The organism is Azospirillum tabaci, assembly GCF_014596085.1.
Classification (GTDB): Bacteria; Pseudomonadota; Alphaproteobacteria; order Azospirillales; family Azospirillaceae; genus Azospirillum; species Azospirillum tabaci.
In genome coordinates, this window is record NZ_JACCJY010000006.1 from 184974 (window position 1) to 205495 (window position 20522).

Here is a 20522-nt window from a genome sequence, read left to right on the forward strand (position 1 = left end):
CGCAACCCCGGTTAACAACCGACGCGCTTCAAGCCCCGGAACCCGCGCATTCCTGCTTTGGCACGGCCTTTGCTATTCCCTGGTGGAAGCAGAATGAAACTGGGGGTTTACCGGTGTCCACAGACTCTCCGTCCAGCCCGCGGGCGGTGGCGATCATCGGCGGCGGCGGCTTCATTGGCCGGCATCTGCGCGCCGCCCTCGACGCCGCCGGCCATCGCGTGACCGCGCCCGGACGCGCGGATGTCGATCTGGTCCGCGACGATGCTGCCGCCCTCGCCGCCGCGCTGGCCGGGCAGGAGGTGGTCATCAACGCCGCCGGCCTGGTGCGAGGCCATGGCGGCAACAGCCTGGAGGCCGTCCACGCCGACGGAACGGATCGGCTGATCCGCGCCTGCCGGGCGGCCGGAGTGCCGAGGCTGATCCACCTGTCGGCGCTGGGCGCGTCGCTGGATGGGCCGACTCTCTACCAGCGCACGAAGGGCCATGGCGAAGCTCTGCTGGCAAACAGCCAGGACCTGGATTGCTGCGTGTTGCGGCCCTCGGTCGTCGGCGGCCGCGGCGGGGCCAGCACGGCGCTGTTTTCCGCTCTGGCGGTCCTGCCGCTTCCGCCGCGCACCGGTCCGGGCTGGTGGACGGTTCAGCCCGTGCATGTGGACGATCTCGCCGCGCTGGTGGTCCGGCTGGTCTCCATGGACAGGCCCCTGCCCCGCCGCATCGACGTGGTGGGACCGGAGCCGATGACCACCGACGGCCTGACCATGACGCTGCGGACCTGGATGGGCCTGCCGCCGCGGCGCCATCTTCCGGTTCCCGAACCGCTGCTCGCCGCCGCCGCGGCCATCGGCGACCGGCTGCGTACCGGCCCGGTCAACCGCGAAACCCTCGCCATGCTGAAGGCCGGCAACACCGCCGACCCGGCGCCCTTCACCGCCATTCTCGGGCGGGCGCCCCTTGCCTTGCCGCAGGCGCTGGCCCGCCACCCGGCATCCGATGCCGACCGCCTGCACGCGCGCTTGTATTTCCTGCGCCCGGTGTTGCGCTGGAGCCTTGCCCTGTTGTGGATCGCCACTGGCCTGCTGTCCTTCGGCCTTCATCCGCTGGAGGCCTCCCACCGCCTGCTCGCGTCGGTTGGGTTGCAGGGTCCGCTGGCCGACCTGGCCCTCTTCGGCGGTGCCGGCCTCGACCTGATCCTAGGGCTTCTCCTGCTCGCCCGCTGGCGCCCGGTGGCGGTTGGCGGCGCCATGCTCGCCAGCATGGCGGCTTTCACCATCATCGCTGCCGGCCTGCCCTTGGACCACTGGACGCACCCCTTCGCCCCTCTGCTCAAGAACCTGCCCATCGCCGCGGCGACGCTGACGATGATGGCGATGGAGACCTGATATGGACGCGACCACGCTCAAACTCATCCACATCCTGTCGGCCATCCTGCTGTTCGGCACGGGCCTGGGAACCGCCTTCCACGGCATGGCCAGCAACCTGTCGAAGGACGTGCGCGCCATCGCCATCGCCAACCGCAACGTCGTGCTGGCGGACTGGCTGTTCACCACGCCCACGGTGGTGATCCAGCCGGTCAGCGGCCTGTGGCTCGCGCTGGAACAGGGATGGCCTCTCAGTTCGGGCTGGATCGTGCTGACGCTGGTGCTCTACGCCATTGCCGGCGCGTGCTGGCTGCCGGTGGTGTGGCTGCAAATCCGCATGCGGCGCATGGCGGAGGACGCCGTCGCCGCGGGAACCCCTCTGCCCCCGCTGTACCGCCGCTATTTCCGCATCTGGTTCGCGCTCGGCTGGCCCGCCTTCGCGGCGATGGTCGCGATCGTCGGGCTGATGGTGTTCAAGCCTGATTTCTAAAGGAGAAAGTCGTCATGACCCCGTTTCAGCGCATCCTCGGCGCCGCGCTCGACGATCTGCCCGACCCCGTGCGCGCCCTGCACGCGCTCACCACCAGCGTCTACACCGCCGGCTTGGCCGACATCCGAGCCGCCGCCAATCCCGGAGCCTGGCTGCTGTGCAAGGTCGCCGGCTTGCCCAAGCCCGGACAGAGCGTTCCGGTCAGCGTCTCCTTCCATCCCGATGGCCGGGGTCGCGAATTCTGGAACCGCCGCTTCGCCGGGCGCCGGTACGCCAGCACAATGGAGGCCGGACGCCAGCGTGACGACGGGCTGCTGATCGAGCGCTTTGGCCCCTTCGACCTGCTGTTCCGGCTGGAGTCGACGCAAGGCAGGCTTGCCTGGTCGCTGGTGGGCTGGAGAGTGCTCGGCGTGCCCCTGCCGGCCTGGAGCCGCCCGACCATCGAGTGCAGCGAGTCCGGCGACGGCGCGCGCTTCCTGTTCGACATCGACGTCGCGTTTCCGCTGGTCGGCCATGTGGTGCACTACCGGGGATGGCTCGAGGTGATTGATCAGGTTTATGGCGATGATCGGGGACCACAGAACTCAGCCTAATAGCGTCTCTGGAATTCCGTAGGCAGGTTGGAAACACAACCGAAAGATGCTTCCTCAGGACCCGCCAACGATGGCAAAATTTTCCCGTTATTGTGAAAATCATTCCTCATCGATCGAATAGGACACGCCGTCCTTCCCGAGGGCGTGCAAACGGCACAGGTTGAACGCGATCCCGGCGTTTCGGCATTTGCGTTCGATGAAGCGCGCCTCCTCCAGGTCATGGGTCGACAGGACCACTTGGTAGGATTCGGCCCGGACCAGCGGGCGCAGCATATCGAGGAACGCCGCCTTATGGACGAGGTCGTTGTACTGCAACGGGTCGTCCAGCAGCAGGGCGCGCCAGCGCGACCATGGGTGGGCTGTGCTGGCGGCGAGAAGGAAGCTGAGCGCCTTGACGCCGGCTTGCCCTTCGCTGAAGTACAGGTTCGCGTCGTTGTCGTCGATGGTGATGGCGAATTCTCCCTTCGCACCTTTGCGCCGCCGGACATGCGCCATGTCGGGACGCAGGTCGGGAAACGAAGACCAGACCTGGTCGAAGCGGTCCGCGCGATACCGCAGGGGATCGACGATGGTGGCGATGTACTCCGCTTGCTTCGTGTCGATGATGTCGGCGATCCGGACCGAGATCCGACGCGCACGGCTCCACTGCTTTTCCGCCTGTTCGGCCTTGGCAATGCGCGTTTCGAGCAGAGCCAGACAGGATTCGGCGTCGACGGCCTTCTCGGCGGTCACGAGTTCGTCGATCTGCCGCTGCAGTTCGTGGCGGCGCCGGTCGGCGAGCCAGCGTTCGTAACCGGCCTTCAGCGTTTGGCAGCGTTCGTCGACGGCGCCCACCACGTCTTCCGCGGCGACGGTCCTGGCAAGCGCCTCCACCAAGGCACCCGCGGCGGGCTCACCGGGCAGCCCGGCGTCCGTCCAGATCCGCAGACAGGCGTCCTGCTGGCCGGCAACCCCCGCACGCTCCTGTTCCAGGGCGTCCAAGTTGGCTTTCGTCCACTGCACGAGCGGAGTTCCTTCCGGCGCGGTGCGCACGGGCGCATCCACCGCGCGCTTGGCCGCGTCGGCGTCCACCTCGGCCTTGGCCAGCGCCGCGCGGGCCTCCGCCACGGCGGCGTTGACGGCGACGGAGTCGACTTCAAGTGAGCCCGGGACAGCATGCCGGGCGGAGGTCACGATCTGGTCGAGCCGCACCTTGGCATCCGCATGCTCCTTCTCGGCGGCGGCAAGCGCCTCCGCCGCGCTCATGACCGTTTGCGCTGCCCGCTGTCTCCGATCCGTCAACGTCTCGTCAGGGTCGAGCGCGCGCCGGACCTCCCGCAACCGCGCCACCTCCGTCCCAGCGGCGGCCACCCGGCCGTCGAGCCATTCGGCCAACCCATCCAACGGCCGCCCACCGATCTCGGGCCGGTGTCGGAGCGTATCGGCCCGGGTATTGGCCGCCGACTGGCGGTCCAGATACGGCTGAAGGGCGTCCGCGGCGGCTTGGCGGAGCGGAGCGTGCGCGGCGATCGCGTCAAGGCAAGCTTTTACCCGAGCGCCCGCCTCCGCAGCGCGCGCTGTCGTCGCCGTAAGACCCGGGTCCTCCCGCTTAAGCGCTTCGTGGGCACGGTCGTACAGGCTGCGGTCCTTGCTGTCGACCTTGTGGATGGCGAGACACAGGGGGCATTCCGTGTCGTGCTCGTGCAAATTCTTGATCAGGGCGCTGAGATGAGCCGCCTTGTCCGCGACGCTTTCGGCGGCGGCCACGCGCGCCGCTTCGGCTTCGGCCAGGGACAGCGTCGCGCCGTCGTGCGCCTGTTCCAGTGCCCTGTGGTGCTCCTCGGCGGCACGCAGCGTGTCCTCCGCTCGCGCACGCGCCTCCGCCTCGTCGGCCACGCCGCGCAGGGCGATGCGCACCGCCCGCTCCTCCTCCGCCAGCGCCCGCCATGACGCCAACACGCCCTCCTCGATCCGCACCGCTTCGTCCGCTTCGGCGAGGCGGGTGTTCAGATCCTCCAGAGCCTGCTGGGCTTCGCGCGCGTCCTTCATTACCCGGGTGAGCTGTTCATGTCGATCGGCCGCTGCCTTGACGGCGGCATCGGCAGTCGGCTGTTGTGCCAGAAACGAACGGCGTCGCTCCCACTGCACCAACCGCAGTTCGGCATCCGCTCGGGCGACGGCCGCGCGATGGAGGGCCATCACGCCCGCGACCGCACCGTCGAGGCGCGCCAATTCCGCCAGCCCGGCTGTCCAGGGGGCGACCTGTTGCTCCGCCCGCGCCAGCGCGGCCCGGCGCTCCGCCATATTCGACCGACTCTTTTTAAGTGCCGCAGCGAGCGCCTCCAGGGTCAGCGCCGCATCGTCATGCGAAGCCGCCTCGATGCCGCTTGCGGACGCCAGACGCCGCACCAGGGTCTTCGCTTCGTCCAGCACCTGGTCGGCGGAATAGGCGGAGCCGGCGGACAGCAGGGCGTCGTTCTGGCGCACCTGATTCAACAGTGCCGCCAACCGGTCGCGCTTTGCCTCGAATTCCTCTCGTGCCTTGGCCTCTTTGTTGGCGCCTATCGTCAAGCGCGTCTTTGTGCTCTGACCAAGCTGTTTGATCATCCGTTCGATGCGTTCCGCACCGGTCAGTTCGCTAAGGTCGCTCCACCGCTTCTCCGGATCGCGGGATGTGAGCCGCAAAGTTGACGACTGGCTGAGCACATGGGTCAGACCGAGATAGGGGACGAGCGTCTCAATCTCGTGCGGCCAGGCGGGATTGCGTAGTACATCCAACACATCCGACAGGCTGGGCGTGCACTGCGGCCCGCGGGTGATGGGTTTCCCTTCGCTGAATGTCAGCGTCACAGTATGGCTGCCAGGGGTCGCACCTCGGCGGGTCAGAGCACGATCGACCTCGCTTTCGTCCTGGTTAAATCGGCGGATCCGACCGGTCAGAGCCCATTCGATGCCTTCGATCAGCGTCGTTTTGCCGAGCCCGTTGGGACCGGCCACCACCAACACGCTCGGCCCCGCACGCAAGGGGATGCGGCAGTTCGGTCCGAAGCTGCGGAAATTGTCGAGGCGGACCTCGCTCAGATGAATGCGATCCTTCATGGCGCGGCCTCCAGCGCGGTAACCAGCCGTTCCGGGAGATCGTCGCCGGGCTCGGAAGCGGAGAGGATATCGATCCAGCGCCGAGCCGCGGCCTCGTTGAACTCTTCGCCCTCGTCCGCCAGTTCCGCCGCCAGACGCGCCCAGGGGTCTAGCGGAGCGCTGATCACGTCGTCTCGATGTTTATCCCCATCCCCACCCTTCTCGTCGGGCAGCCAGGGGCGCACCAGGAAGGTGCGGTCGATCACCGCGTCCAGCGATTTTTGCCAGAGGCCGACAAGCTCCGGTGCCGGCGGCAGCCAGACCAGCACCCGACAGACGCGCTCGTTGCGCTCAACCACCTTGCGGGCGTGGTCCCAGTCATCGTCCGTGTCGCTGCCCGGCGGCCCTACCAAAACCAACAGCAGATCGTCGCCTGCCCGGCCGAGCCAGGACCAATCGATGGCTGCCTGATTGAGATGGCGGCGCAATGCGCCTTCCACCGCGCCAAGGTCCGGATCGGTCCCGAGCGAGCCGATCAGCACCCGATGATAGCCGATGGCGAGCGCCAGGGAACGCTCGGGCAATTCCCGTTCCGCCACAGCCGATGGAACACCCCCCTCCTCCCCGCCACCCATGGCCGCCTCGACCCACAGGCTTTTTCGCAGCATGCCGTGGGACTCGCGGTCCACGTCCAGTGCCGCAGGGTCCGGGCAACGCCGGGCGAGGGCTTCAGCGCGGTCCGCCAGGGAGCCGGCCAAGAACTCCAGCTCAATCATGGAGAACAGTTTCCTGCTTGGTTGGGTTGGTCAACCGTTCCAGATAGCGGGTTTGCTCCTGCAACCGAGCACGGAACACGTCCCGAAGATGCTGCTCGACCGCTTTGTGGCCCTTTTCCAGAGCCTCTGAGAACCCACAGTCGAACACCAGGGCGATCGGATGGGACAGGCTGTTGTCGGTCAGCCGTCCATCGGGCGTCTGATGTCCAATGGATCGCTGGCGAGCACGCGCCAGATCCTGCTGCGAATGCACGGTGCCGAGAATGACGACACGGCACTTCCAGGGCAGTTCCTCCAACGCGCCCAGCCAATGCTCCATCGGCTTACCGCCGACCCACCGGACCCCGCAGCTGTGACCACGCAACGAAGTCGAGGCGAGATTGCCGGGGGCCTCATGATGGGGCTTCAGCGGACCCGAGCCGTCCGGATGCAGGACGGCATTGCCACATTCGGCCACCACGAGGGCGAGAATGGCGGCCGGCACCAAGCATTTCCCTAGCGTATGCTGGCCGACGCCGATCAGCCCGTGAGGCTTGCCCTCACCGTCGTGGATCGACGCCAGCATCTCCAAAAAGCGCCGCCGCGTCGGCTCGTCCATCTCAGCTTTCCAGCGGTCCCAGAGTTCGAGCAGGCGCTCTCCCAGATCCATTTCGACCGTGATGCCGTGCCTGCGGCCAGTCCTGGTCCCATTGATGCAGCCTCGAATTTCGGCGTCCAGAGCATCCAGCACCCACCGGTCGAGCGCCGCCTCAATCCGTCGGGAGAACTCCGCCGCAGTTTCTCCAAGGGCGGACGTGCCGGGGGAAAGCGGAGGACACGCACGCCACGATGCGGTCCATTCCGGCGTATCATTGACCGGCATGCGCTGGTCCAAGCAGTCCTCGTAGTCGCGACGCCACCGGTCGTGGTCCAGAATCTCAACGTCGAAGGAGTCCGGACCCGCATGACAGAGAAGCCGCAACAAGGCGTGGCGAAGCCTGGGCGGTGCGTCCGGCCGCACGGCGATGCGAAGCAACCCAACGGGGGAAGGCTTATCCCAAAGCCGACCCGCATCGGCCAGCGTCACGGCGCCCGTCCAGGCGAACCGCCCAGGCGCGATTTCCGCGATTTCCACGACCGATGCTGCCGCAGTTGGGACAATGGGCAACGGCGCCGGGGAAGAAGCACTGCCAGCGTTCTGGGCCGGCGCCGGGAGCCGCGACAGCACCTCGAAAGCGACGGCTGCGGCGGCATCGGCAGCAATGTCCTGGCTGCCCGCTTCGTCGCTTTCAGCTTTATTGGCAAGCAGGTCGGAAATGCCGCGGATGAGCAGCCCGCGCACATCCTCCACGAAAGCCAAGCCTTCGACAAAGCCATAGCCTTCCATCTCGACGGCCAAGGCGTCGCTGTATTGCTGTCTCAGGAAGTGGTAAAGCGGCGCCCGAATCGACGCTACGACCTTTTCCCCGGCGGCGATGGGTCCAGGTAAGATTGCGCGACTTTCACCCGTTGCCGGATCACGCGGTTGCCCCTGCCATCCGTCTGCGTGCGCGACGGCCCTCGCCCACTGCACGAGGGATCCGGATGAACGGCCGAATTCGGTCCGGGGCTTAAAACCTTCATCCTCTACCTTGCCGGATTCGTAGCCATAGATCTTGGTGCCGATCACGACATCGCCGACCGACACGTCTTTCAGCCCACCGGCGACTCCGACGAAAAGAGCCACATCCGGTTTGAAATGCTGAGTGGCCCGCTCGACCGCCATGGCCGTGGACACGTTACCCGGCCCCAGTTCCGCAACGGCAATTCGCCATTCCCCTGTTTCTCCAAGGTAGCGTCCGACATGGAAAACGGTGGTGCGGACCTGTTCCTGCTCCACATTCGACACATGCCGCAACACATGTTTGGTTTCCACCTTCAGCGCGGTTAGGACAATAGCAGTGCGCATTAGTACGATCCGTCGGCGGATACAGATGTCCGCTGTTCCAATCCAAGCGCGTGAACCCCTCCTTCGCCATCGGTCGGCAGACCTCGCCCCTCTCCTTTTGCATGCAGGAGGATGACGATCTTCAAAGGGAGGGGGAGGGTCATGATGAATGATGCGGAGGCCAACGAAAGGGAACGCAGTTTACCAAATCTCGCAGCAAAAAAGCGAGCGCAAGTACCACAGGAAAACGCACTGCGTGTCTATACGGTGATGAGAACCCCTTAAATGCGAAATTTCAGGCTAGTTTTCCTTTTTCGCGAAGGGTCATCTGAGGTTCCGGCGGCGCGCTGATGATGCGACGATGAATGCCTGACCGGGTTCGGCAAAGCATCAGGCGATGCAGGGACCGAAACGGCACTCATCCACCGGACCGGTCATGATGCGCGTCGCACGCCCACATCCCTTGCTGCGCCCTCCGGCAATCCGGCGATGTCCTTCCACACGGCCGCTTCGTCCGCGATGGGCAGGCTGGCGGCCAGCACGTCGAAATAGCGGCGCGTCTTCCAGCGGTCGCGGTCGCCGATGACGAGGATGCTGTCGCGGGCGCGGGTCAGGGCCACGTTCAGCAGGTTCGGCGCCAGCGCCGCCCAATCCATGCCGCCGGGCTTGGTCGGATCGCCGCCCAGCACCAGCAGCACCAGCCCCTCCTCCTTCCCCTGGAAGGTGTGGACGGTGCCGACGGCGGATTCGACCCAGCCTTCATCGAACCCGTCGCGCTCCAAGGACTGACGCAGGCCCTTCATCACCTTGCGGAACGGCGTGATCACATAGAGGCCGGGCGCCCGGTTCTTGTGTCCGGCATGGGTTGCGATTGCCTTTACGATGGCGCAGGCCAGATCGCGCTGGGCCGGGATCAGGTGGCCCTCCGCCCCTTCCGCCGGGATGTCGATCCATCGGCTGACGGCAAACGGACCGGATGGCGGCACGGCGTCGCGGCCCCGCACCATCAGTCCGTCATAGGCGATGCGGTTCGCCACCGAGAACATCGGGTCCAGGCAGCGGCGATGGACGCGCAACGGATTGCCCACCCACAGCGGGTCGCCGTCCTCGCGCGGCAGGGTGGTGCCCAGCGGGTTGGCCCGATCCGCCAACACCTGGGCCGAGGCCCGCACCGGATGCCAGCGGTCGGCAAGCCCGCAACGGCGGCGTAGCGCCTCCACCGCCTGCATCGGCAGGGTGACGACCGGTTCCAGTTGCAGCGGATCGCCGATGATCACCGCGCGCCGCGCCCGCCACACCGCGCCAGCCGCCGCCTGGGGCGTGGCCTGTCCGGCTTCGTCCACGAACAGCCAGCCGATGCTTTCCGCCTTCATCCCGTCGAACAGCCGGTCGAACGAGGAAAAAGTGCTGGACACCAGCGGCACCGCCAGCCCGAAGGTGGCCCACAGCGACGCGGGCCCGCCCTCGATGGCGTCGCCGGTGGTCTTGCCGGTGAGCACATCCATAAAGCGGTTCAGGTTGGTCCAGACCTTCTTCGACGCCGCGGACAGGAAGGCTCTGTGCAAGTCCAGCGCCCGAAGGAAGCAGGTGACGCGCAATTCGTGCAGTTCGGCGTCGGTCCAGGGCGCAGTCTTTTGCCGCTCCTCCTCCGGCAGGGCGCGCCACGCCGCATCGATCCGGGTGCCGGGGAAGCCGACGACGCCGTCCCTCGCGGCAAGCCGGGTTTCCAGCGCTTCGCACGCGCTCCTTCGCGCCTCGCACAGGGTGCGGGACGCGGCCAGCCGGTGTTGCGCCTCGTCGGCCTCGCCCATCTTGCGGCGGGCCTCGTCGGTCGCCGCCCGCAGGGCTCCGGCGGCCTCGTCCGCAAGGGCACACAGACTTTCGCCGAGCCCCGGCCAGTCGCCGGCGTCCAGCAGCAGCGCCGGTTCGGCGAGGGACGGCTCCGCCCCCAACAGCTCCGCCAGCATCCGACGGGCGGCGTCCCTTTCCTCCAGCGCTTGGTCGCGCCCTGCCGGCGCCGCATCGCGACCGCGCCGCAGGGTGTCGAGCGCGGTGGCGGCCTTGGCACGACGCAGATCGGCCTCCACCCGCTCGCGCTCCAGAGCGGTGACGGCGTCCTCCGCCGCCGACCGGCGCGCCCGCCAGTTTCGCTGGCGCGCCGTGTTGAGCAGTCGGTCGAAAACCGAGGGACGGTCGCGGTCCAGCCGTTCGGCCACCCCGCGTTCCACGGAAAGGCGGGCGCCGCAGGCGGCGACCTCCGCCTCCGCCTGCGCCAGTTCAGCCCGCAAGTCCGCCTCCCGCCGGACGGAGCTGGCCAGATCCGCGTCCAGCCGGGTCAGGGCCGCCCGGCCAGCAGCCTCCCGCTCCACCGCTTCACGGCATTGCGCAAGCCGCTGGGCACGGGCGGACGCCGCCACGAGATCGTGCCGCGCTACCGCGGCCTCCAGCCTCGCGCGGTCCTCGTCGGTCTCGTCCTGTTGCAGCGCATCGGCCGCTGCCGCCAGATCGGCCCGAGCCTTGTCCATAGCCGCCAGATCGTCGGCCAGCGCCACCAACGCCGCACGCCGCTCCTCGAAACGGGAAAGGGCCTGCCGGAAGGCCGCGCGCGCCACCGGCCACGACGGGCCGTTCTCCTGGAACGCGGCCTTGAACAGGACGGGCTGCACCCGCACCCCGTCGAACCGGCCGAACCAGAAGCGGTTGGTGAAGGAATACCGGTTTTCCTTGTTGCCCAGGACCGCCGCCATCATGCCCCAGCAGGCGCCGGGCTTCGCCGGGTTCTCCTCGGGTGCGAAGAGCGTGTCCGCCGCCTCGCGGAAGTGATCGGCCTGATCGAGCCAGCGTGGGTCGATGGCCTTCAGCGCCGGCACCTCGCGCGTCACGTTCTCGACCGCGCTGTTGTTAGACGAGGCGACCACCATCTCGAAACCGCGCAGCCGCTCGTCGATTTCCCAGAAATGATAGTCGGTGTGGCGAACGGCGCGCTTCTCGCCGAAGGCGTCGTTCGGGTGGGCGAACCCTGCCATCACCGTCGCGCGCTCCACCACCACGGCGACGATCAGGTCGCGCAGGAGCGTCGTCTTGCCGGTGCCCGGCGGACCGTTGACCGAGAAGACGCCGCGTCCGTCCTTCAGCGTCCGCAGCGCGGCGTTCACCGCCATCTGCTGCGCCATCACCAGGGGATGACCGCCCGGCGACGGCCAGCAGCCCGGCGGCAGCATGGACGGGTGCAGCAGCCCTTCGGCGGCGGCGGCGTCGCGCACCACGTCGGTGCGGTCCCCGTCATGGCCGAACAGGTAGCGGGTCAGGCCGGGACCGTGCTCGCCCCGCCCCACCGCGCCGGACACCCGGCCGAGGTCGCGCAGGATGAAGCTGTTGAGCAGGTCGGGTTCGATCTCGCCGAACCGCCCGTCCTTCTTACGGCGCTTCAGCGCCACGCCCTTGAAACGCGCGCTGGCCGTCAGCCCGGCGCGGGGCTTCCAGCCGGTTTCACGGGCGACAATGGCGGCGATGGCGTCGAAATCCTCCGTGGTCAGCGCCGGTTCCGCACCGCCCCCGGCGCCTGGGGAGCCGCTGGCTTCCGTGCCCTCGGGCAACAGGATGTGCCGTTCGGCAAGATAGTCGGTGATGCGGGTGGCAACCCGTTCCTCGACCGCCGCGACGTCGCCGAAACGCAGTTCGCCCTTCGCCGCCGCGATCTCGCTCATCGCCCATGGCACCGCCGAAACGGCGGGCGTGCCGTAGGGGCGGCCATCGGCGGTGACGCACAGGCACACCAGCGACGCCTCGCCGCCGCGCGGACGTTCGTCGTCGTCCTCGACGTCCAGCAGATCGCGCAGTTCCTGAACCACGCCCTCCATCTCGAACAGGCCGATGTGGACCAGGAATCGCCAGCGCACGTCGCGGGTTTCCGCGTAGGTGGCCCGCATCCGCGCGTGCCAGGGAAGCGTCGTCGCGTCCCCCGCCGTCCAGACGTGATCCCGGCGGTCGCTCTTCGGCGGCGAGGCCGGCGACAACGCCTCGATCGCCTGCCAGTAGTCGAGAATCGTCAGGGCGGTGTTCGTCCGGTCGGGCGTCATCGTGAGAAATACCATCCGCGCAATTCAATCGAAACAGGTTCGCCAAGACTCCTCTATCAGGAAGGCGAGTGAAACAGACAGCAATATCCGATCAAGGGGGTGAATCCGTCACACCAATCCTCCCGCGCCGCGGTCGGTGAATCGCACCATCCGGTCGTATGCGCCAGGTCTGGACCCGTCCCTTGCGGGAATTTCATCATGGACGGGATGCCCATGAGTGGATATTTTCCGCAAGTCCGTTTCAAATATGGATAGAATCAACCGGTTTCCCTTACTGCGCGAAAAGCGCCGCGCGTCGCGGAGATTCGATTGGCCCGCATCTTCATTTCCCATTCCAAGCACGACAAGGATGAAGCGGTCAGGCTGAAGACGTGGCTGGCCGATCGCGCCTTCGGGGATTCCTTCATCGACACCGACATTCCGCCCGGCGAAGACTGGGAAAAGATCATCTATCGCCGGTTGGAGGGGGCGCAGGCGGTTCTGCTCGTCCTGACCGAGAGATGGCATGAGTCCAAATGGTGCTTCGCCGAACTCATCCAGGCGCGTGCGCTGGGCAAGGACATCATTCCGCTGTTCGTTGCCCCGACCCGCCCATTGGAGGTGGGCAAGGATCTGCAGTACATCGACCTGCAGCCCAACCGGCAAGCCGGGCTGGAACGGCTGGAACAGCGGCTGTCCGACATCGCGCGGCAATCCGCCGATGGGTTCGAACTGGCCAAGGGCCTTTCGCCCTTCCCCGGCCTCGCCGCGTTCGAGGAGGATCGGGCGGCGGTGTTCTTCGGGCGTGAGCCGGACGTCCACCGGATGCTGGAGCGTCTGCGCGTCCGCCACACCCTGGGCGGGGCACGGCTGATCCTGCTGCTGGGGGCGTCGGGCAGCGGCAAATCCTCCCTCCTCCGCGCCGGATTGATTCCGCGCCTGAAGCGCGACCGCCGCAACTGGATCGCCCTGCCGCCCTTCCGCCCCGGCCGGTCGCCGCGCGCGCAGTTGGTGGAGTGCCTGCTGGCCGGCGTGGGCGATGTCGGATTCGACCGGGTCGCGCAGTGGCGGAGCGCGCTGGAGGGGGAGGCGCCCGCCACCGCGCTGGCGGAGGTCGCGCGGACTCTGCGGCACCGGCATGCCGCGCCCGACGCCAGCATCCTGCTGCCCATCGACCAGATGGAGGAGTCGCTCACCCTCGCCGGGGAGGCGGAGCGGACCGCCTTCTTTACCCTGCTCAGCCACGCGCTGGACGAGGCGCTGCCCTTCGTGGCCGTCGCGACGCTGCGCTCCGACTACTTGGCTGGCCTGCAATCGGCACCCGCCCTGACGGTCGCCTTCGACTCCCAATCGCTGGACCCGATCCCTCTGGACCGCATCGCCGCTCTGGTGCGGGGTCCGGCGCGGGTGGCCCGCCTGCGGGTGGAGGATGGGCTGATCGACGCCCTGACCCGCGACGCCGGACGACCGGACGCCCTGCCGCTGGTCGCGGTCGCGCTGAGCGAGTTGTACGCCCGCTTCGGCGGCGGCGCATTGACCCTGGCCGGCTATGAGAGCCTGGGCGCGCGCGGTACCGGCCTCAGCCCGCTCGACGCCGTCGTGCGCGACCGTGCGGAAGCCGCGCTGGGCTCGTCAACCCGCAAGGACGAGGACGACCGCGCCCTGCGCGACGCCTTCGTGCCATGGCTGGTGCGCCTGCAAGAGGACAGCGGCCTGTTCGTCCGGCAGGCGGCGGCGCTGAACAGCTTTCCCGCCCCGGCGCGGGCGCAGTTGGAACGGCTGGTGGAAGCCCGGCTTCTGGTGCGCCGCGGCGGCGGAACGCCGGACGACCCAGCCATGGTGGAGGCGACGCACGAGGCGCTGTTCCGTGTCTGGCCCCGCCTTGCCGGCTGGCTGGACGAGGAACGCGACTTTCTGATCGGCAAACGGCGCATCGAGCAGGCCTTCCAGGATTGGCGACGGCTGCCGGAGGACAGAAAGGACGGCGGCCTGTTGACCGGGGCGATCCTGGACAGCGCCTGCGATTGGCTGACCACGCATCCGACGCGCTTCGGCCAAGAGGAAGGCGAGTTCATCCGCCGTTCCGACGCGATGGCCCAAGCCGAGGCGGCCCGGAAGCGGCGGTACCTGACCGCCGCCATCCGCACGGCCAACGGGCTGGTGTTCGATCTGGTGCTGAAATTCAGACACACCGGCCTGCCCAACGCGATCAGGCGGGAAATCCTCCAGCACGCCCGTCACCTGCTGGACCAGTTGGCAACGGACCACCAGGACGACCTCTCCCTGCAACGGACCCGTTCCGTGACGCTCAACGAACTGGCACAGTCCCTCGCCGATTTCGGCGATCCCAAGGGAGCGAAGAAGGCGGCCGAAGACAGTCTGGCGATCATGCGCCGTCTGGTCGAGAAGGAGCCGGGCAACACCGGGTTCCAGCGCGATCTCTCCATCAGCCTCGACAAGGTCGCCGACCTCCAGCGGCGCAACGATCCCGACGGCGCGCGCGCTCTTGTTGAGGAAAGCCTGGGAATCCGCCGCCGTCTGGCCGAAAGGGAGCCCGACAACACCGAATTCCAGCGCGATCTCTCCGTCAGCCTCAACAAGGTCGCCGACCGCCAGCGGCGCGACGATCCCGACGGCGCGCGCGCTCTTGTTGAGGAAAGCCTGGGCATCGCCCGCCGTCTGGCCGAAAGGGAGCCCGACAACACCGAATTCCAGCGCGATCTCTCCATCAGCCTCGAAAAGGTCGCCGACATCCAGCGGCGCAACGATCCCGACGGCGCGCGCGCTTTGTATGAGGAAAGCCTGGGAATCTGCCGCCGTCTGGCCGAAAGGGAGCCCGACAACACCGAATTCCAAACCGATGTGGTGGTCAGCCTCCACAGGATCGCCCAAGTGGGCGTGCAGCCGGAACGGCATCTGTCCGAAGCCCTGGCGATCCTAACCCGACTGAACGCGCGGGGACTGCTGTCCAGCGACCAGAAGGGCTGGATCAGCTTCCTGGAAAATGCCTTGCGCGAGGCCCGCGGCCAAAGCGATCCGCCCGATTCACCGACAGACCCGTCCGAGGCACGCTGACCTGTCATCGTCTTCGCTCGAAACAGCCTCTGGTCCCCCGTCATCCACCACCCTCCTTGGACCCGCCATGACCCTGCCGGCCCGCCCGCCGCTTGCCGTCACCGTCGTCCGTCATCCGGATTTCGCCGGTGGGGAGGCGATGGAAAACCATCTGCTCGCCCATTTCACCGGCGATCCCGACCGGGCCCTGGGCGAGCGGCTGGGGGTGCCGGTCGAGCGGCGCGGGCCGGACACCATCCCGGTCGATCTCCAGGCCGGCGAGACGGTGGCGGTGGTCGTGCTGGCCGATGCGGCGCTGGCCACCGACCATGCCTGGGTTGCGTGGCTGGAGGGGGTGGTGGGCGCCTGCGACACGCCCGATCTGCGCGCCCGGCCCTTCCTGGTCTGCCTGGACAAAAGCGCCTTGTCGATGTCGCCCACGGTCGGGCGCTTCAACTTCCTGCGCTGGGACCAGTGGGAGGGCGACGACGCGGCGAAGACCCTGCAGATGCTCACCGACCTCGATTACCAGTGCTGCCGGATGCTGCGGGCCTGGATCAGCCAGCGCGCGGAACGCAACCGCGCCTGCCGTGACGCTTTCGCCGAATATCTCTCGAACGTCCAGCTTTTCCTCAGCCATTCCAAGCATGACGGCGATGGAACCGGCGGGGCGTTGGCCACGGCGATCCGCAACCACCTGCATCAGGGGTCCGGCTACGACAGCTTCTTCGATGTGCATGACATCCCCGCCGGCCTGCCGTTCGACACGGTGCTGATGCACAATGTGCGGCGCGGCGCCTTCCTCGCCATCGTGACCGACAGCTATTCCAGCCGCGAATGGTGCCGGCGCGAGGTGATCGAGGCCAAGCGCGCCGGGGTCCCGATGATGGTCGCCCACGCTGTTACCGACCGGGAGGAGCGGTCCCTCCCCTATCTCGGCAATGTGCCGGTGGTGCGGCTGGACGCCGGACGGACGGACCGCATCCCGCTGGTCGTCGGCCGCCTGATCCGCGAGGTTCTGAAGGATCATCTGTGGCGGTGCCGCTGCGCGCTGGCCCGCGCCGCCGCCAAGCGCGCCAAGGTCACCTTCGTGCCGCGCACGCCGGAGTTGATGGCGCTGGCCGCCGTGCGGCGCGGCGGCGGGCTGGTGGTGTACCCCGATCCCCCCATGGCCGAAGAGGAATCCCGGTTGTTCAATGAAGTGGCGCCTCGGGTCCGGCTGCTGTCCTTCACCCAGTGGCTGGCCCAAGCCTGACGGAGAACGCCATGAACGCCGATCGTTTCCTGGATGGACGCACCATCAGCCTGTCGGTGTCGGACAGCCCCGATCTGGCGCGCCTCGGCCTCGGCGGGGCCCATCTGCGCGATGCCCTGTTGGAACTGGCCCGCCACCTGATCGCCCAAGGGGCCACCCTGATCTATGGCGGCGACCTGCGCCAGGGCGGCTTTACGGAGCGGCTGTTCCAGCTCGCCCACCGGCACGCCAGCGACGTGACCAAGCCGGTGTTGATCAACCCGCTGCCCTGGCCCGTTCATGGCGCCATGGGCTGGAGCGATCTGGAGGCACGGGCCAAGGCCGTGGCGCCCGCCGCCGCGATGGAGTTCCTCGATCTCCAAGGCGAGGCCATGCCGACCGACCGGCGCGCCGCCGAACCGCCGGCTGGGGCCATCGGCACGGCGGATTGGGAAACGGGATTGACCGCCATGCGCCGGGCGGTTGCGGCGCGGGCCGATGCGGCTGTCCTTCTCGGCGGTCAGGTCGATGGCTGCAAGGGCCGGATGCCCGGCGTCGCCGAAGAGGCGCTGGAGGCGATGAAGGCCGGCAACCCCCTCTACCTCGCCGGCGGCTTCGGCGGTGCCGCGGGCGCGGTCGCCGGGACGCTCGGTCTGATCGATCCGGGGCGGGTTCCGCACGCCTCCTGGGATGCCGGGCCGGATTTCACCGGCAGGACCGAGGCCGATCTGAACAGCGGCCTCGACCGCACCGAGCTGCGGCAACTGGCGGCGAGCCGCAACACCGACGAGATCGTCGCCCTGGTGCTGCGCGGCCTGCGCCGACGCTTCGCCGTACAGAAGATTGGGAGATGATATCGGGCTCGGAAATCCCGCGAAAGGACGGTTGTTGGATTTATTTTCTCCTTTTCCGGGTATAATTGCTATGTTCGGCCTGTTCTTCGACAAGCTTCCCAGGCCGCGATGCCCACCTCCCAGCCGTTCCTCCACGCCTATGTTCTCTGGCACGCCGATGCGGCGGTCAGGCCGGACTGCCGGGAGATGGCGACAACCCTGTTCACCCTGCTGAGCTGGAACGCCGTGCGGCCCTTCGCCCGCGAAATCGGCATTCCGACCTTCTTCCGCACCCGCCCCGACGGCTGGCCCCATCCCGGCCCGGTGGGAATCGATCTGGACGCAGCCGCGCACACCATCATATTCGCCCTCGTGGAGCGGCGTTTCGTCCTCGACCAGGCATGGACGGTGGCGCTGACCGGTCTTCAGGAACGGGTGGATGCCTCCAAGGGACGCCACAGGCTGATCGTCGTCGCGGTCGAGGATTGCGCGCTTCAGCTTCCCGACGCGATCACCGCCCGCCTCGCCATCCAATTGTTCGGACAGCCGGCGGCACGCCAGATGCAGGAGTTGCGCCTGCAAGCGGCGTCCCAGATCTGCCGAGTCATCGAAGGTCATGCGCCGGACGCGCCGACCGGCGTCACACTGTTCGTCAGCCATACCAAGCGCGACCCGCGCTCACACACGCTCGCCCGCAAGATCAGGAAGCTGCTGGCGCACGAGGGCCGCCCAACCCGGTATTTCTTCGATACGGTGGACATCAAGGCCGGCGACGACATCGAACGAAAGATCGAAACGGCCATAGCGGGCAGCACCCTGCTGGTGGTGCGCTCGGATGGCTACGGAGCCAGCCCCTGGTGCCATCTTGAGGTTCTGGCGGCCAAGCGTCTGCAACGCCCGATCATCGTCCTGGATGCGCTGGAGCATCGCGACGACCGATCCTTGCCCGGCATGGGCAACGTGCCATGTCTGCGCATCGACCCATCGCTCAAGAAGAAAAAGCTACGCAGACGCCTTCGCGACGCCGTCGAGGCGGCGGTGGTGGAATCCATGCGCTTTCTCCACGCACGCGGACGGCTGACGCATCTGTCAGCAATGGAACGGCTGCCGAACAACGCCATTCCGTACGCCCGCCCACCGGAAGACCGTGATCTGCGCCGATTGAACGGGAAAGGTTTGCGCACGATCGTCTATCCGGACCCTCCGCTTCCCCGATGCGAACTGACCGATTTGAGGCATCACCGCACCCGCCTAGTCACGCCGCTGACCTGCGGCAAGCAGAATCTTGCCGGTCGGGTCATCGGGCTTTCCCTATCCACGCCAACCAGTGGGCTGGACGGTATCGGGCTGTCGGACAAGCATCTGCTGGCGGGGACGGAGCTGATCGCCAGGGCTTTGCTCTCCAAAGGCGCAACGCTCGCCTACGGTGGCGGTCTTCAAAGCGCCGGGATCACGGAGTTCCTGACTGGGCTGGTGCGCGCGCACAATGCCAGCCAGCGCGACCAGTACAAGCGAATCCTCAATTATCTCCCCTGGCCCAAGACTCTGGCGGTGGATGATGGAAGGCTGGCGAAACAGAGCAAGCATCTGCACGTCATCCCGGTCCCACCGCCCCAGGATCTGACGGACGCCGGGCTGATCGATCCGCAAGCGGCGCCCGACACGGGGACGCCCGTCGGGGCTTATGCGCTGGCACGCGGCATGCTGGCCATGCGGCAAAGAATGACGGCGGACGTGGACGCCCGTATCGTCATGGGCGGCAAGCTGACCGGCTTCAGCGGGCGCTACCCTGGCATTCTGGAAGAGGTCCTGCTTGCGTTGCAGGCGGCCAAGCCGGTTTACGTGCTCGGCGGCTTCGGCGGCGCCGCGCAGGCGGTGGCCGAACTGCTGCGCGGGGAAACCCCTTCCCAACTTGATCCGGCGGCGATCGTGAGGCACCCCGCCTATGCAGCGATGATGCGCTTCCACAACGATGATGTGGAGAACCGGAAACTTCCCCTGTCCCCCATCGACTGGGACGCCACCATCACCACGATCCAGAGCGCCGCGGGCCGCGATTTGGCTGGACTGAACAACGGCCTGACGACCGATGAGAACATCGCCCTGCTCCGGATGCAGGACATCGACGAGGCCATCTGGCTCGTCCTGTTGGGTATGAGCCGGAGATAGCCGGCGCGGCTGCCGTACGTCAGGACTCCTCATAGCTGCGGACGAGGAGCGGCGTGGCGCGATCCAGATCCGCCATCGTGGACAGGGTGATCTCCAGGTCGCCCGTGCCGAAGTGGCCGATCTTGCTGACGTCGCGGGTGAAGCCCGGTTCGAGGGTCACGGTCTTCGGGTCGACCTTCAGAAACACCGTGACCTTGCCCGCCTGCGGGTACACCTCGACGCAGGCGAAGTTCTTGATGCGCTTGAAGGCGAAGTAGAACTGGAGCTGCTTGAACTGGACATCGTCGCCAAGGCCCAGCAGGAACGCCTTCAGGGCCTCGTAAAGATCCTTGATTGGCTGGCTCGCCTGCGCGAGCCGATAGTCGATGAACTGCGACTGGTATTGGTTCGCGCCAGTCGGCTTCGACACCGGCGCCTTGATGGGTGCATCGGCGAGGTCGGTCGGTGTAGTCGTCGGGGTGCGCGCGGCCACGGTGGCCGTGGTCGCGTTGACGAGTTCCAGCAGCAGAAGGTCATCGCCGCAGTGGCGGTAACGGATCAGCTCGATGTTGCGGTTGATCTGCTTGACCGCGTGTTGGTCGTAGTTGGTGAAGTCGCCGGCGATGCACAGCAGGCGCGGCGCCGACCATTCCACCGCCTTGGCCGTCTCGGCGCCCAGCGTCTCCATGACCAGCCACTGAAACTCCTTGCGGTGGTCGAGCAGCCAGTCGAGGTAGAAGAGCCCCTGGTTGATGACGTTCTCGTTGACCGCGCGCTTGTACTCGATGATGACCGGGCAGCCGTTCTCGTCGATGCCCAGCGTGTCGATACGCCCACCATGCACCTTGCCCGTCGAATACTCCGTGGCGAGGAAGCGCACGCCGAGCAGCGCTTCCAGGTTCTTCTCGAACAGCGTCTGCAATGACTTCTCGATGCTGGCGGACTTGGTCGGCAACTCGGCGACGCCGGCGGGCGTGACGCGGAACACCTTGATGTCGGACATGGACTCGGTCTC

The 20522-nt window shown here is 67.3% G+C and carries 12 protein-coding genes; 7 read left to right on the forward strand and 5 right to left on the reverse strand.

Translation table 11 applies throughout. From position 1 onward, the window contains the following. Positions 1 to 113: 113 nt before the first annotated feature. Genes H0B54_RS30405 through H0B54_RS10275 form a run of 3 tightly spaced genes read left to right on the forward strand, consistent with a single transcriptional unit; the run spans position 114 to position 2441 of the window. A complete protein-coding gene (locus tag H0B54_RS30405) occupies positions 114 to 1379 on the forward strand; it encodes an SDR family oxidoreductase (protein WP_211109290.1) in 1266 nt (421 codons plus the stop codon). A 1-nt stretch (position 1380) separates the two neighbouring features. Further along, on the forward strand, positions 1381 to 1848 hold the full coding sequence (locus H0B54_RS10270) for a DUF2269 family protein (RefSeq protein ID WP_188260204.1): 468 nt from the start codon (positions 1381 to 1383) through the stop codon (positions 1846 to 1848). A 14-nt stretch (positions 1849 to 1862) separates the two neighbouring features. After that, a complete protein-coding gene (locus H0B54_RS10275) occupies positions 1863 to 2441 on the forward strand; it encodes a DUF4166 domain-containing protein (protein ID WP_188260205.1) in 579 nt (192 codons plus the stop codon). Between the two features lie 99 nt (positions 2442 to 2540). Here the strand turns inward: H0B54_RS10275 and H0B54_RS10280 are convergent, their stop codons facing one another. From H0B54_RS10280 to H0B54_RS10295, 4 genes are all read right to left on the reverse strand, one after another. Beyond that, entirely contained in the window at positions 2541 to 5519 is a 2979-nt protein-coding gene (locus tag H0B54_RS10280; protein ID WP_188260206.1) for an AAA family ATPase, read from the reverse strand. Continuing rightward, positions 5516 to 6274: a hypothetical protein gene (locus H0B54_RS10285; protein WP_188260207.1), complete on the reverse strand. Its 759-nt coding sequence runs from the start codon at positions 6272 to 6274 to the stop codon at positions 5516 to 5518. Before H0B54_RS10285 ends, H0B54_RS10280 begins: the two co-directional genes overlap by 4 nt. Then, a complete protein-coding gene (locus H0B54_RS10290; RefSeq protein WP_188260208.1) occupies positions 6267 to 8201 on the reverse strand; it encodes an ABC-three component system protein in 1935 nt (644 codons plus the stop codon). The genes H0B54_RS10285 and H0B54_RS10290 overlap by 8 nt, the downstream gene beginning before the upstream one ends. 413 nt (positions 8202 to 8614) lie before the next feature. Continuing rightward, complete coding sequence (locus tag H0B54_RS10295) at positions 8615 to 12259, reverse strand: DEAD/DEAH box helicase (protein WP_246472443.1); 3645 nt, start codon at positions 12257 to 12259, stop codon at positions 8615 to 8617. A gap of 309 nt (positions 12260 to 12568) precedes the next feature. Here H0B54_RS10295 and H0B54_RS10300 point away from each other — a divergent pair, with 309 nt between their 5' ends. The 4 genes from H0B54_RS10300 to H0B54_RS10315 all read left to right on the forward strand — a co-directional run bounded on the left by H0B54_RS10300 (position 12569) and on the right by H0B54_RS10315 (position 19528). Beyond that, on the forward strand, positions 12569 to 15313 hold the full coding sequence (locus H0B54_RS10300; RefSeq protein WP_188260210.1) for a toll/interleukin-1 receptor domain-containing protein: 2745 nt from the start codon (positions 12569 to 12571) through the stop codon (positions 15311 to 15313). Between the two features lie 67 nt (positions 15314 to 15380). After that, positions 15381 to 16547 carry a toll/interleukin-1 receptor domain-containing protein gene (locus tag H0B54_RS10305; protein WP_188260211.1) on the forward strand — a complete coding sequence of 389 codons (1167 nt, stop codon included), beginning with the start codon at positions 15381 to 15383 and terminating at the stop codon, positions 16545 to 16547. 11 nt (positions 16548 to 16558) lie between these two features. Continuing rightward, positions 16559 to 17380 carry a hypothetical protein gene (locus H0B54_RS10310; RefSeq protein WP_188260212.1) on the forward strand — a complete coding sequence of 274 codons (822 nt, stop codon included), beginning with the start codon at positions 16559 to 16561 and terminating at the stop codon, positions 17378 to 17380. 186 nt (positions 17381 to 17566) lie between these two features. Further along, entirely contained in the window at positions 17567 to 19528 is a 1962-nt protein-coding gene (locus H0B54_RS10315; protein ID WP_188260213.1) for a TIR domain-containing protein, read from the forward strand. 19 nt (positions 19529 to 19547) lie between these two features. On the opposite strand, the gene H0B54_RS10320 is transcribed toward H0B54_RS10315, so the two are convergent. Beyond that, positions 19548 to 20510 (reverse strand): DUF5655 domain-containing protein, encoded by a 963-nt coding sequence (locus tag H0B54_RS10320; protein WP_188260214.1) that lies wholly within the window; start codon positions 20508 to 20510, stop codon positions 19548 to 19550. Positions 20511 to 20522 lie beyond the last annotated feature (12 nt).